General features: G+C 52.9%; 14 protein-coding genes, 1 pseudogene and 1 riboswitch. Of the genes and pseudogenes, 3 read left to right on the forward strand and 12 right to left on the reverse strand.

Annotation, left to right across the window (positions count from 1 at the left end; translation table 11 throughout):
• Positions 1-143: 143 nt before the first annotated feature.
• The 4 genes and pseudogenes from AC27IT_RS09265 to AC27IT_RS09280 all read right to left on the reverse strand — a co-directional run.
• Positions 144-281: pseudogene (locus tag AC27IT_RS09265) on the reverse strand (SDR family oxidoreductase); the annotation flags it as partial.
• Entirely contained in the window at positions 233-2,566 is a 2,334-nt protein-coding gene (locus AC27IT_RS09270; RefSeq protein WP_025847939.1) for a glycoside hydrolase, read from the reverse strand. The gene AC27IT_RS09270 and the pseudogene AC27IT_RS09265, both read right to left, overlap by 49 nt.
• A gap of 146 nt (positions 2,567-2,712) precedes the next feature.
• The gene (locus AC27IT_RS09275; protein WP_197186347.1) at positions 2,713-3,462 is read right to left on the reverse strand and encodes a VanZ family protein; all 750 of its coding nucleotides are present in this window, start codon (positions 3,460-3,462) and stop codon (positions 2,713-2,715) included.
• 4 nt (positions 3,463-3,466) lie between these two features.
• Complete coding sequence (locus AC27IT_RS09280) at positions 3,467-3,793, reverse strand: PadR family transcriptional regulator (protein WP_007780697.1); 327 nt, start codon at positions 3,791-3,793, stop codon at positions 3,467-3,469.
• A 449-nt stretch (positions 3,794-4,242) separates the two neighbouring features.
• On the opposite strand from AC27IT_RS09280, the gene AC27IT_RS09285 reads away from it, so the two are divergent.
• A complete protein-coding gene (locus AC27IT_RS09285; protein ID WP_007780706.1) occupies positions 4,243-4,509 on the forward strand; it encodes a KTSC domain-containing protein in 267 nt (88 codons plus the stop codon).
• A 58-nt stretch (positions 4,510-4,567) separates the two neighbouring features.
• Here the strand turns inward: AC27IT_RS09285 and AC27IT_RS09290 are convergent, their stop codons facing one another.
• The 8 genes from AC27IT_RS09290 to AC27IT_RS09325 all read right to left on the reverse strand — a co-directional run bounded on the left by AC27IT_RS09290 (position 4,568) and on the right by AC27IT_RS09325 (position 10,125).
• Positions 4,568-5,314, reverse strand: a complete 747-nt coding sequence (locus tag AC27IT_RS09290) for an amino acid ABC transporter ATP-binding protein (RefSeq protein WP_260507571.1) — start codon at positions 5,312-5,314, stop codon at positions 4,568-4,570.
• Between the two features lie 14 nt (positions 5,315-5,328).
• Positions 5,329-5,988 carry an amino acid ABC transporter permease gene (locus AC27IT_RS09295; RefSeq protein ID WP_283858785.1) on the reverse strand — a complete coding sequence of 220 codons (660 nt, stop codon included), beginning with the start codon at positions 5,986-5,988 and terminating at the stop codon, positions 5,329-5,331.
• 123 nt (positions 5,989-6,111) lie between these two features.
• The gene (locus AC27IT_RS09300; protein ID WP_005835257.1) at positions 6,112-6,888 is read right to left on the reverse strand and encodes an amino acid ABC transporter substrate-binding protein; all 777 of its coding nucleotides are present in this window, start codon (positions 6,886-6,888) and stop codon (positions 6,112-6,114) included.
• Positions 6,889-7,112: 224 nt separating this feature from the next.
• On the reverse strand, positions 7,113-7,820 hold the full coding sequence (locus tag AC27IT_RS09305; RefSeq protein ID WP_005835259.1) for a DNA alkylation repair protein: 708 nt from the start codon (positions 7,818-7,820) through the stop codon (positions 7,113-7,115).
• A gap of 56 nt (positions 7,821-7,876) precedes the next feature.
• The gene (locus tag AC27IT_RS09310) at positions 7,877-8,209 is read right to left on the reverse strand and encodes an AzlD domain-containing protein (protein WP_007780718.1); all 333 of its coding nucleotides are present in this window, start codon (positions 8,207-8,209) and stop codon (positions 7,877-7,879) included.
• On the reverse strand, positions 8,200-8,874 hold the full coding sequence (locus tag AC27IT_RS09315; protein WP_005835263.1) for an AzlC family ABC transporter permease: 675 nt from the start codon (positions 8,872-8,874) through the stop codon (positions 8,200-8,202). Before AC27IT_RS09315 ends, AC27IT_RS09310 begins: the two co-directional genes overlap by 10 nt.
• 125 nt (positions 8,875-8,999) lie before the next feature.
• Positions 9,000-9,809 (reverse strand): TrmB family transcriptional regulator, encoded by an 810-nt coding sequence (locus AC27IT_RS09320; protein ID WP_005835265.1) that lies wholly within the window; start codon positions 9,807-9,809, stop codon positions 9,000-9,002.
• A 133-nt stretch (positions 9,810-9,942) separates the two neighbouring features.
• Positions 9,943-10,125 (reverse strand): hypothetical protein, encoded by a 183-nt coding sequence (locus AC27IT_RS09325; protein WP_005835267.1) that lies wholly within the window; start codon positions 10,123-10,125, stop codon positions 9,943-9,945.
• Positions 10,126-10,408: 283 nt separating this feature from the next.
• Positions 10,409-10,492: riboswitch (cyclic di-GMP riboswitch) on the forward strand.
• 161 nt (positions 10,493-10,653) lie between these two features.
• Between AC27IT_RS09325 and AC27IT_RS09330 the strand changes: the two genes are divergently transcribed.
• Entirely contained in the window at positions 10,654-11,202 is a 549-nt protein-coding gene (locus AC27IT_RS09330) for a GNAT family N-acetyltransferase (protein WP_005835270.1), read from the forward strand.
• Between the two features lies 1 nt (position 11,203).
• On the forward strand, positions 11,204-12,667 hold the full coding sequence (locus AC27IT_RS09335; RefSeq protein WP_007780729.1) for a methyl-accepting chemotaxis protein: 1,464 nt from the start codon (positions 11,204-11,206) through the stop codon (positions 12,665-12,667).
• The last annotated feature ends 80 nt before the right edge of the window (positions 12,668-12,747 follow it).

Genomic DNA, 12,747 nt, shown 5'->3' on the forward strand with positions numbered 1-12,747 from the left:
CCCGCGTTCGCCGTGGACTACTTATACAGTATGTACGGCAAAACGCGCCTGATTAGACGATGGTTGATAGGTCGGTGCCACAAAAAAGCCTCCCGTATGGCAGACGCCGCGCAGGAGACTTCTCTTCTGCTTTTCCGTGCGCTTTATTGCGCGGTGTAGCCGCCGTCCACCAGCAGGCTTGTCCCTGTCACAAACGACGCATCGTCGCTGGCGAGGAACAGAACCGCCTTGGCTACTTCCTCCGGCTTGCCGAGGCGTCCCATCGGATGCAGCGAGCGGAGCCGTCGAGGATGAGCGCCGATTTTGCCTTTACCAGCTTGTTTTCGTAGCGGAAATCATGCTCGGAAAAGTTGACGACGACTTGCAGGTCATCCCCGTACGCTGCCTTTTGCACCAGCCTGTCTGCGGTCAGCACGGCAAAATCGGTCATCGGGCGCTGCACCGCTTTTTGATGGAACGGCGCCCAGACTTGCAGATGCTGCCTGATGTTTTCGTGGTGTGCCTCCCAGACGCGACTGTTCAGATGGTAGAGCGGCGGCACGTTGTAGAGCAGCTCATAGAGCATGCGTGTGCCGACCTCGCCTTTGATCTTCAGGCTGTCCCACTCCCAATGGTGGCTGGTGATGACCGAATCGTTGTACACCAGCTTGAACAACGGCAGCGAGTACGCGGGGTCGATGTAGACGTGCCGATACTCGTCCTTGATCGGCACCTGCTTGGCGTAGCGCTCGGGAATGTCTCCTGCCGGGGCCCAGTAACCGCCCACGTAGTACGGGCTTGCTTTGTTCTCGCGCATGTCCGGGTCAGCCCAGCGGATGACAGGCGTTTCGATACCGTGCGCGTAGGCGATGCTTCTGCTGGCGAAATCGTTGCCCGTCTCCGAGCCGATAACCATGTGCCACTCGTCGCGAATGTAGTCCATCCGCGCCAACTTTGCCTGCATATCCTCTGCCTGTGTCGTGGGATGTTCCGGGGAGTAGTCGTCGTGGAACTCCCCCGCCGCGTCCACGTCAATGAACCAGGAATTGAAGGCCACGCCGTTGCCCATGATCTCGTTCATCCGCTGTTTGACGCTCGGCAGCGACAAGGTCGGGTTCAACAGCCTGCCCCGCTGCAGGAAGCCGCCTTTTTTCTCCCCGTTTTTCTTTTCTATCGTCGCGTTTTCATACAAGCTTTTGTCCGCGAAAATAGCCGTGTTCCAGTCCGGGTTCTCTTCCTTGTGGATCGAGTGGTAAGAATCGTACGTCGCAATCAGATAGCCCGCATCGTTTGCCTGCTGGATGAACGCAGGCTTCATGTAAGCGGCTGTCCAGTCCGGCAAGCCGATCCAGGCACGAGCGATGCCCGCTGCCTTCATTTTTTCCAGCAACCGTGTGGAATCACTGTCTCCCCATTGCTCGACAGCGGGGACGGCATCCTGCAAGACGCTTTTCAGCAGCCGCTTGTTCAACTCGTACAACTCGACTTCGTTAAGCTGCTTCACGCCTTTTCGGATCAGCGCTTTCGCTTTTGGATCGTCGACACGGGCGAACAACTGCGGATCGTAAAAGTCGCGGGAACGCAGCGCGTAGTTGAGGCCGTCCACTATCGCCTTGCGCTGGTACGGCGCGATGTAATCCTGCTGCTGGATTTCCCGCAGTTGCGCGATGGCCTCCTGCCCGTCCTCCTTGTTGCCAGCCAAAAGCTGCACGAGCCAGTCCGTAAAGCCGTCGCCAAGCTGCTTTTTCAGCGCGTCCCACTGCACATCGTCCTCGCTCAAAAACGTTTTGTTCCACAAATAAAAGTGCGGTGCGCCGTACAGCTTTTCCACGTTCGGGTTTGCCGCAGCCTTTTGCGCCAGAGTAGCGAACTCGCCCTGCTGCTGGATGATGTGTTTGTACAGTCCGGCGATCTGGACCGGATCGTTTTGCGTGACATACAGCCGGAAGCTGTACGACTTGTCATGGTTGATCGTCGGAAACTCATGCGTGAATCGCAGCGAAATCTCCGGGTCCACGGCAAAATCGAGCGTGTTGTTGAACATGTTGTCCACCATGTAAAAGATCGCGTACTTCTCATGGTTCAGCGCAAAAAAACGCATGGAAAACGATTCGCTAAAGGTCAGGCTCTCCTCCCGCAAAAACGACTGCCAGACTTTGTCGCCTGCCGGAATCCATTTGCCTTCGCCGAGCGGCAGCATGTAAGCAGGAGCCTTCACAAGCGGCCAGGAAAAGCTCTCTGTCCCCGTCGAGGTCAGGGTGATTTGCAAGTGATCGGCCGCTTGCCTGATCCGCACCTGCAGCTTGTCGTCCGGATAGCTCCAGCTCACTTCCTGTTCGCTTTTTTGCAACTGCTCGACGCGTCGCGCCGGCAGCGGCTCTGACGCACGCTCCCGGCTGCCGCCGCTCTCCACAAACAGCTCGAACGTCTCCGGCTTCACCTCGAAGGAGAAGGGCAGCGCTTGCTTTGGCGCCGCGAGCTGCTGCCCGGTTTCGATTAGCGGTTGATTGGTTTGCGGCTGGTTTTGCGCCGCACTGTCGCAGCCGCTCATGACAAGCAGCAGCAAAGCGAGAACGATTCTTTTCATAATTTCCCTCCACAATCGAATGACTATATACATCGTATTACGATGTTTATGACCGCAAGAAGCGTAGAGAAAGCAGCAACCTCTTCTCCCGCGATCTTCTTGCGCTCGCAGGCAGCAAAGGCTCGACCGCCATCCCCTTTTTCTGCTCATGAAAGCGTGGAAAACGGCTTGTCCGCTTCTCTGCTCCGCTGCCTGTACACAAATGCCGCGCCCGCCCGGAACAGTCCGTATCCACACAGGCCGCCCAGCACGTTGAGCAGCAGGTCGTCGACATCGAAGCTGCCCAAAGCAAGCCAAAACTGTAAAAACTCAATCGCCAGACTGGCGAACAACGCCGTGAAAAACACGCGGTGCCTATTTCGGAACGACGCAAACAACAACGGCAGCAGCAGCCCGAGCGGCATGAACAGCGCGATGTTGCCAAGCAGGTTGTACGCGATCGTATAGGCGCTGTAATGCTCGTAGTGGAACACGTAGTCGAATAGCGTGCGCATCGGCTTCGTATTTTGAAAAATATACGTGTACTCCGGGGCGCCGTGCCGCAGCATCCGCTCCTTCCATTCGAGCGTGAACCGTCTGCGGTGCCACCTGTCCGGCGAGAGCAGCAGCAAATAGCTGCAAGCCGCTACATAGAGGCCGAACAAAGCCAGCACCCATTTGCGCACGTACTTGTCGATGAGCGGCATGGACGCAGCAAGCTGGCTTTTCAGCTCAGCCACAGGGCCAAAGCGCTGGATAGCGAGCGCAGCCGCTTCCTGCTCCGCATAGCCCTCCTCCATCAACTCTTGCTTCATGCTCGTCACATGATCGAGCAACTCGTCCTTCACGTCCTGCTTCTCCCGCCTGGAGCAGGGCAAACCATTGACGACTTGATCGACGTATTCTTCCAGTTTCACGGTCCTACTCACTTCCCTCGTTGCAGAGCGCAACCAGCCGCGTCAGACTCTGCCAGTCTTTCATCTTGTCTGCCAAAAGCTTTTGCCCCTCCCTGGTGATGCGGTAATACTTGCGGCGACCGCCTTCCTTCGACTCGCCCCAGTACGATTCCACGGCCTTCTGGTTCTCCAGCCGCTTCAAAGCCGGGTACAGCGTCCCTTCCCCGATTTCATAGACTTCCTCGCTTTTCTCGCGGATCTTTTTCGCCAGCTCATAGCCGTATTGATCCTTTTGCGCAATCAGCGAGAGCAGCAGAAGATCAATGCTCCCTTTCAGCAACTCCTTGTTCACAGTAACAACTCCTTCCAAGCCTGAGTAGAGAGTAGCACATTATACATCGTGTTACAAGGTAGTTGAAAAAGAAAAACGACAACATTTCTTGACCCTAAATTACTATTGACAAAAATAAAATAGGTAATATAGACTATTTTCGACAAGCATTTCCATAGATCGACAGGATGGTTCAGAAAATTCCTCCTTGCTCCACAACTAGAATACAGGTCCGAAGAACCGGGCAGAAGGAAGATGTCCCGAGCAGCACACGCGAGTCGCCTTTCATTTTGTGACTTCATTCTCTCAAACAGGAGGAATACACATGCTTGCTACCCTTCCACACTATGCTCTACATACGGTTCTCTTGGCTCATTTTGTCATCGGTGCGTTATTTTTATATTCCGAATACAAGTTTTTGAGTAAAATAAAAGCCTCGGAGAAATAGACAAAAAGGAGTATGGCGCGAAGTGAAATCTTTTTTTCGCCAATGGTTTTCTCGTAAAAACAAGACCGAAGAAGAGCCCAAGTACAAGCAACTGGATTCCGACCTCATCAAAGCCACCCGCTACGACTTGGAGTCGCAACACCTTTACATCCAGTTTCACGACGGCCGCGAATTTGTCTACTGCAAAGTCTCCCCTTATGCCTACAACGCCTTCCTGAATGCCGATTCGTTCAGTGAGCATTTTCACTCGTTTATTAGCCAACGCTATTTGCACTACCAGGTCATGTAATTCAAGCCGTGGGCCGGGCACGCAACAGCCCTCCGGGAGCCTCCAGAGGGCTGCTTTGTTATTTCAACGCCCGCTGCAAAAAGGCGCGCGTCCGCTCGTGCTGCGCATTCGTAAACAGCTCTTCCGGCGTTCCCGACTCGACAAATTCTCCATTATCCATAAACATAATCCGGCTCGCTACTTCTCTTGCAAAGCCCATCTCATGCGTGACCACCATCATCGTCATATGCTCGGAGGCAAGCTGTTTGATGACCTGGAGCACTTCGCCCGTCAGTTCGGGATCGAGCGCAGACGTCGGTTCGTCGAACAGCAAAATGTCCGGGTTCATCATGAGCGCTCTGGCAATCGCCACGCGCTGCTTTTGGCCGCCTGACAGCTTGGCGGGATAGACGTTTGCCTTGTCTGATAGCCCGACCTTCTCCAGCAACTCCCCGCTTCGCGCGCGAATGACGTTTTCCGGCTCGCCCTTGACCACCTGCGGCGCAATCTCCAGATTTTCGCGCACGGTCAGATGCGGAAACAAGTTGAAGTGCTGGAACACCATCCCCATCTTCCCCGTGATCCGCTTGATCTGCTGGCTGGAGCTGTAAACGCCGTCTTTCACCAGAAAGTCATCCGCGACACGGATGCTCCCGCTATTTACCTGCTCCAGATAGACCAGGCTGCGCAGCATCGTGCTTTTTCCCGAACCGGACGGGCCAATCACTGCGACCACATCGTTCTTTTGAATCTCAAACGAGACATCTTTCAAAACTTCCAGCTCGCCAAACGATTTTTTCAGATTGCTTACTTGAATGATCGCCATTTCACGCCAGTCCTTTATTCGAATTTAAATCTTTTTTCCAGCCATTTAAAGAACATAGTCAACAAGAGGGTCATCAGCAAATAGATGACGCCCGCGATAAAAAAGGGAACGATCGTAAAGTCCCGGTTCACAGCCGTTTGCGCGTAATGCAACAGCTCAGGCACTGCGACCGCATAGAGCAGCGCCGTATCCTTCACAAGCGTGATCGATTCGTTCGACACGGCGGGCAGCGCTACGCGAAACATTTGCGGCAAAATGATTTTGGTCGTCGTCTGCCATTTGCTAAAGCCGAGCACTTGTGCCGCCTCGTACTGGCCTTTGTCGATGGACAACAGCCCGCCCCGGAAAATTTCCGCAAAGTAGGCCGCGTAGTTCAACACAAAGCCTACGCAGGCAGCGACAAAGCGATCCATCACCAAATATTCGCCAATACCGGGCAATAGCGGCAGCCCGAAGCAAATAAACAGCAGTTGCAAAAGCAGCGGTGTCCCGCGCATCACGTACACGTACGTGTGTGCCAGCCACGCCAGCGGCTTTACGCTGCTTTTTGCCATTAACGTAATGAGAAAGCCCAACGGGATCGAGAGCACGATGGCGATCAAAAACAGCAGGATCGTCATCTGCGCTCCTTCCAGCATCGGTTTTGTAATCGAAAGGATGTAGTCTGCGCTCATATTTCATGCTCCTATGTGGATTAGGCAGGCTTTGGCTTTCCTGGCAGGAGCCTGACCTTGTTTTTTCGTCGTGACATAAGCGTGGCTTCGCCCATCTTCCTGGCGAAGCCATCGTTTCTTTCATTATTTCAATACGCGATCCTCGCCAAACCATTTTTCCGAGATTTTCGCGGCGGTTCCATCCTGATTGAGCGCGTCGAGCGCCTTTTGCAGCTCGTTCAGCAGCGCTTCGTTGCCTTTTTTCACCCCTACGCCGTACTCTTCAGGAGACAACGATTCGTCCAACAATTTGAACGTTCCCTGATCTTTGGTCATGTAGTAATCCGCCACGACCTGGTCGATGACCACGGCATCGACGCGGCCGATTTTCAGGTCGCTCAAAGCCAGTACGTTGTCCGGGAACTCCGTGATCGTCTTCACCTGGTTTTTCAGCTCGCTTGCATTCAGAGCGTCAGCGGCAGAGGACAGCTTTTGCAGCCCGACAACTTTGCCAGACAAATCCGCGAGCTTCGTCATATCGGAATTGGCCAGCGTCACGACGACCTGCGCGTTTTTCAAGTACGGTTTCGTGAACAGCACTTTTTGTTTGCGCTCATCCGTAATCGTGTATCCGTTCCAGATCAGATCAATCCGGCCGCTGTTCAATTCAGATTCTTTGGAACCCCAGTCGATAGGCTGAAACTCGACCTGCTTGCCCATCTTTTCGCCAGCGGCGCGAGCGTAGTCGATATCGAAGCCGACCAGCTCGTTTTTCTCATCGCGGAAGCCCATTGGCGCAAATTTGTCGTCGATTCCGATAATCAGTTTATTGGCGTCAGCGCCTGTTTTCTCGCTGGAGCAGCCCACTACCAGTGAAAAGACAGCTCCGAAAAGCAGTGACAGCAAAGCAAATTTTTTCATCGTGATTCTCCCCCTAGTTCGGCTAGTCTCTATTTGTTTTTACTCTGATAAAGTGGTAATACGTTAACAAGGTATCATGATAGCACATCATCCAAAAAGAGTCGAGACTTTAGCAAAGAAAAGCGCACAGGAAAAGCATTCCTAAACAAAAAACGCCGGATTCCCCAGCGTTTTGCCTGTTCGCGCGCGAGACGGGCTTGCAGGCGCTTTCGTCCTGCAGCCGATCAGCAGATGCACGTCTTTCTTTTTTGGCCGATCTTGCCGCGCTCTTCGATTTTTTTGATAGACTCCGTCGCCAACGGGACCTTGCACGCCGTCTGGCCTACATCCACCTGGACTTTTCCGATCGCTTCCGCTGTCTGCACCGCTTCCGCATGCAGTTCCGTGACAGACGCGCCAACCGCGATGACAAACTGGTTCATGACATAGCGTACCCGGTTTCTTTCCTGATGGATCGTCTGCTTCACCCGCGCAAGCAAGGCGCTGATTTCCGCCAGGTCGAGCTGCTCGTCAGGCGTGATCGACAAGTAGTTGGCGTACGTGCTCCAGCCGCAAGCTGCAATCATCTCCTCCTCCGCTTCGATCCACTCCCGTGCCAGCTCCAGGGCGAACGAGCTTTCGGCGGCAACACCCGCAACCGTGTACTCGGCCAGCATGTACCAGTACGCCTGCCTGACCCAGCTTTGCAGTTGTTCCTTCGTCACCGTCTGCGGGTCGATCGCCAGGCCCGCCAAATACATCGCGTCGTGATTGCCCGTCTCGTACAACGCTTGCACCAGCTTTTGATCGCGCTTGACTGCCTTCACCAGCTTTTTCATGTCGCCGATTCGCACGCCAAAAAACGGCTCCCTGGCGCCATGGCGCATGAACGTCTTCTTCGTCTGCTCCGTGCCCAACGCTTCCAACTGTTGCATGACTTCTTCCACGGTCATTCGCGTCCGCCTCCCTTTTTTCCTAGTTTACCCATTTTCCGGCTGCTTTCTCCCTGCTACAAGAGCGGGAAAAGGTAGCGCAAGATCATGATCGAAACCATCCCGACGACAACCGTGCCCAGCAGGCTGCGGGTCACGATCGCAACCAGAAACGTCGGAATCGCCGCCAATAGCTCGACATTGGCTAGTAGCGACAACTTTCCCTCCTGCAAAAACAGCTCCTGCCCGACCAGTGCAGCCATGACCGCGATCGGCACGTAATGCAGCCAGCGGACGCCCCACGCGGGAAGCTCCATGCGCGACAGCACCATCAAGGGCAGCACCCGCGGCAAAAACGTGACCAGCGCACTGCCTACAATAATGAGGAAGATATCCCATCTCACTTCCATCTTTCGATCACCATCCCGATTGTCGATGCGCACAGCGTAGCTACGATGACGCCAAGGTTGCCCGGATACAAGACAGACACGCCTACAGCAATGACGACTGCGCTGATGGCGACGACGATATCGAGCCGGATTTGCTTGCGGCTCATCATCGCCAGCACCAGCAAGCCGATAAACATCGCCGGCAGAGCGAAATCAAGGCCCAACTGCTCGGGATTGGCGATCCACTGTCCGAAATAGGCTCCCGCCAAATTGGCCGCAATCCAGTTCAGGTAAGCCGTCACATTCAAACCGTGCATCCATTTTTCGTCGATCTGCTTGCGCTTCGCCGCCTCGTTGATCGCAACCCCGAACGTCTCGTCTGTCAGAAGCGAACCGACGAGCATGTTCCGAAACGCCGTCAGATGGCGGAAGTAGGGCGACAGAGCCGCGCTTAGCAAAATATGCCGCAAATTCACAAACAAAATCGTAATGATAATTCCCATCGCCGAGCTTCCTGCGGCAATCATGCCCGCAGCAATAAACTGCGCCGAGCCTGCGTACAGCAAAATGCTCATCAAGGCAATTTCCATGATGCTCAGCCCAGCGGTCTTTTCCAGCACACCTGCCGCAAACCCGATGCTCAAATACCCGAGCAAGGTTGGAATGCAATCCTTGACCCCCTGCATGAAGCTTCCCTGCTCACCCGCGTTCGACAATGCTTCTACTTGCAGTTGTTCTCGCCCCACTGCTTCTCCCTCACTCTCTCTTTATTTCACTCCGGCTTGCGCGCTTGCCTCCTGCTTCGCTCCGCTTACTTGAATCTCTTCCCGGTGACCACCTGGTACAAGTCCGGCTTGCTGCGCCAGAGCGCTTCGACCTTATCCGGGCCGAGCACCTTTGTCACTTCCGCAAACATAATATCGTGGCGAATGTACTCGACAGCGACCAGAACGAGCGCCGGATCCTTCGTCTTGACCGCCCAGGCAGCCGTATTTGGCGTGAAGTTGGCGATCAGCACTTCCTCCAGATCACGCGCGACGATTGTAAGATGCCCGCCCATCCGTTCCTCGGCCACATCAGGCGCCATATAGTCATGGTGATACGTCGTCCCTACGCGCGTCTCTTGCTGTCCAAACAAAACGGTAAAGACGGAAATCCCTTCTTCGGTTCGTCTGTCCACCGCCTCCTGGATAAAAGGCACCTGAGGCTCCCAGATCGACAGCCACACTTCCTCGCCAGCCTGCTCGATCATTTGCCTCATTTCCATGAGCACCAGCTCGTCACCGCTAATTCGCCGAATGACGTCGATCTCTTGCTCGGACTCTAAGGCCGACAAGTTTTTTTCCAAATAGTCGAAGGACGCTTCGAACTGCCCGCGCAGCCTGCGGACCAGCTCTCTTGCTGGCAGCGGCGCATACGTGACAGGCTCGGAAGGCACGGTGTAAACAGCCCCTTTGTCAACGAGCTTGCCCACGACTTCGTAAATCATGGAGCGCGGCACGCCAGAGCGTTTGCTGATTTCGTATCCGGTGATCGGAGAGTGCTTGAGCAGACTGATGTAAGCCTTGCACTCGTACTGGGAAAATCCGAGCTTTTGCAATTCCTTGTATATGTCTTCCATCCCGACCTCTTAGTAGTTAGTTTTATACTCACTATAGGTTCAGGTTCGTTCCTTTGTCAATGTGCTTTTCCCGGCACAAGCGAAAATAAAAAAAACCCTCCGTGAACGAGGGCCTTTTTGGCAAGCAAGCAGCCTAAGCGAGATCGCGCACTTTAATGTAAGAAACGTTTCTTACATTAATCACGATGTCATCGTATTGCAGCCACCCATCCTTTTGGTTGGCGACCATTTGGATGATTTCTTCCGGCTCGGTTGTCTCGATCTTAACCAGCTCGCCACCGGAAAAGTGAAACTCAATCGTTTTGGCCTGACTCATTTTCGCATCCCTCCTGTTCTTTCTAGTTATCGGACGGATGGTAAATTTTTGTTACGCATCAGGCGAAAGTAGCTGAGTCGGCCATTGGCAAAAGTCCCGGCACAACCTGACTATGTTCCTATCTTTTCTCTGTTTTTCCTCGCATCTTTCTCTGTCCAAACTACCAATTTGGAGCCGACTATTTATGAACAATCGGTTACTTTACCCTACCAAAACTTGACAAGATTGTTTCTCTTGGATTATATTTTGCATAATTCGACACTTCTATACATTTTTCGCAAATGAATGACAAAGGCAAAGTCATCGAAAGGTGGCGACGCAAAACCACGGGTCTAAAGTCTTTGACCATGACAGCCGGGTTGCCATACATCATGAGCATAGCAGGAAGATGATGGTGACTTTGGGCTGTTTCCGCATGGGGAATGGCCTTTTTTATGCTCACATGGAAGAAAGGAGGCGCCATTTTATCGATCAACACTAGACTTGTACATGAAAAAACAAAGAGAGAGAAAAATGGAGTGAAGTATTATGTACAAACTGGTTGATTCAGCACAATCTTTGGCTCTTTTCCATCAAATCAAGGAAAGTGTCTGGACCTCAATGGGCTTCGAGATGGAATACGCCAAAGATGGTTCCGACGTCTATCTTTTGTTGTCGGATGAGGACGAACCAGGCGGGACTTTTGAATTTACACCACATGAAAAATCTTCTGCTTATCTGCAAAATTTGTTTCAGGATGTTTTGACGAGCGATATGAAAGTTGTCGAAGTGGACAGTTTCGCTGTCTTGCCCAAGTTCCGCGGAAAGCTGGGACGATGGGGAGTTGCCCTCATGATCGATTATGCAGAAAAACACGGATATACGCATGCAGTCGGTTTGGCAGATCCGGCTTTTTTTCAGTTGATTAACCGTAAATACAACGTCAGAGCGACGCAAGTGAAAGAGATGGTCTTCTACAAAGGGGCGAATGCCATTCCGACCGTCTTCCACCTGCAAGAAGCCTATTTGAACAAGGACAAGCCCGAATTTGCCTGGTATCAAGAGCTTTGCAAACAAATAAAAGTTGAGGTTAGCTGACATGGAACTCTTACAAAGAAGAAATAACTGGGTGGTCATTGTTTTTGCGAGCATCATTACCATCGTCCAGATCGTGAACCTCATCATGGGGGTTCCGTTCTCCTTCGTTTTAACCGTGCTGGGGATTTTGTACGGGGTGCTCGCACCTTTTGCCTACCTTTCCAACCGGCCAGCCTGGCGGGACAAGATGGCTCCCTTCATGAAGTTTTTCAACTTCGCTGTCATCGGCATTTTCATGTTCGTCATCGTGGGACTCGATCCTTGGCTGGTCAACATCATGACGATCATGTTCTTCGTCGCGGTCATGGGCATTTATCAGGACAAACTGATTAACATCTTGACCATCATCGCAGCCATGGGGATCGTCACCTACTATTTCCTGACGAACGGCGAAGCGATTTTCTACACGTCCGATCCTGTTCATTTGATGTACTACTTGCTGGCCTTCTGCTTCGTATCGGCGACAAGCATGATGCACGCAGTTTTCAACAACAAGCTGCAGCGGGAAAGCGAGGAGCAAAAGCAGCAAGCGATCGCCTCCAAAGAGTCGCTGCAGCGCATTTTGGACCAGATCAACGAATCGCTCAACTCCGTCCAGGAATATCAGGAGAATTTGAACAAGGTTACAGATGGCGTCAACGTCCGCGCGGTGGAGACAGTGGCTGCCCTTCAGGAGATCATGCGCTCCTTCTCGATCCAGACCGACAACACCAACGAGTTGCGCCGCGAGATGGGCACGACCAACCTCCAGGTAGAGGACATGACCCGCTCCGTGACCGAAATGCACGAATACGTAGAATCGACCAAAGAAGCGACCAATGAAAGCGGCAAGCGCATCAGCAACATCGGCAACGACTTCGAGCGCTTTATCAAGGACATTCAAGGCACGAACAAGCTGATCCAAGAGCTGAACAAAGAAACGGAATCCATTGAAAAAATCATCCAAACGATTTCGGAAATTTCGGCACAGACCAACCTGCTGGCGCTCAATGCGACCATCGAGGCTTCCCGTGCAGGCGAGCATGGTCGCGGCTTTGCCGTCGTAGCGGACGAGGTGCGCAAGCTGGCCGAATCTTCCAAGCTGTCCTCCGAATCAATCTCTACCTTGTTGATGACGATTCGCGAAAAAATGAAGCTCGTCTCCGACATGATCTCCGAGTCCCAACTGTCGTTTGAGAAAAACAGCGAAGGGATCATGGAGGTTCAGGAAATGTTTACGAACGTGGACAACTACATGCACAACTTCGCCGAGAAAACGAAAAATCTGCAAGAGTTCATCGTCCACGTCCACAGCATGATTCAGGAAGTCAACGCCAAAGTCGAGGTCAACGCAGACATCACCGACAAAAACAAGGAAAGCCTCGAAGAAGTCCTCGTGCTCGTCTCCGAGCAAAAAGAGGAAATCGTCAAAGTATCCGGCGGCTTCGAAAAGATCGAGCAACAAATTCGCGGTTTGAATACGTAAGCAGCAAAGCTGGCTGGATTTTTATGCAACTGCCCTCTCTTTTGTAGAGGGCAGTTTTTTTGCGTGCATGTCTGGATAAT

Source organism: Brevibacillus sp. YAE8, from assembly GCF_057543335.1.

Excerpts from the sequence above, each read along its gene's own strand:
- AC27IT_RS09270 (WP_025847939.1), bottom strand. The coding sequence starts at position 2,566 with ATGAAAAGAATCGTTCTCGCTTTGCTGCTGCTTGTCATGAGCGGCTGC.
- AC27IT_RS09290 (WP_260507571.1), bottom strand. The coding sequence starts at position 5,314 with ATGGCGATCATTCAAGTAAGCAATCTGAAAAAATCGTTTGGCGAGCTG.
- AC27IT_RS09295 (WP_283858785.1), bottom strand. The coding sequence starts at position 5,988 with ATGAGCGCAGACTACATCCTTTCGATTACAAAACCGATGCTGGAAGGA.
- AC27IT_RS09300 (WP_005835257.1), bottom strand. The coding sequence starts at position 6,888 with ATGAAAAAATTTGCTTTGCTGTCACTGCTTTTCGGAGCTGTCTTTTCA.
- AC27IT_RS09305 (WP_005835259.1), bottom strand. The coding sequence starts at position 7,820 with ATGACCGTGGAAGAAGTCATGCAACAGTTGGAAGCGTTGGGCACGGAG.
- AC27IT_RS09310 (WP_007780718.1), bottom strand. The coding sequence starts at position 8,209 with ATGGAAGTGAGATGGGATATCTTCCTCATTATTGTAGGCAGTGCGCTG.
- AC27IT_RS09315 (WP_005835263.1), bottom strand. The coding sequence starts at position 8,874 with ATGCAGGGGGTCAAGGATTGCATTCCAACCTTGCTCGGGTATTTGAGC.
- AC27IT_RS09320 (WP_005835265.1), bottom strand. The coding sequence starts at position 9,809 with ATGGAAGACATATACAAGGAATTGCAAAAGCTCGGATTTTCCCAGTAC.
- AC27IT_RS09325 (WP_005835267.1), bottom strand. The coding sequence starts at position 10,125 with ATGAGTCAGGCCAAAACGATTGAGTTTCACTTTTCCGGTGGCGAGCTG.
- AC27IT_RS09330 (WP_005835270.1), top strand. The coding sequence starts at position 10,654 with ATGTACAAACTGGTTGATTCAGCACAATCTTTGGCTCTTTTCCATCAA.
- AC27IT_RS09335 (WP_007780729.1), top strand. The coding sequence starts at position 11,204 with ATGGAACTCTTACAAAGAAGAAATAACTGGGTGGTCATTGTTTTTGCG.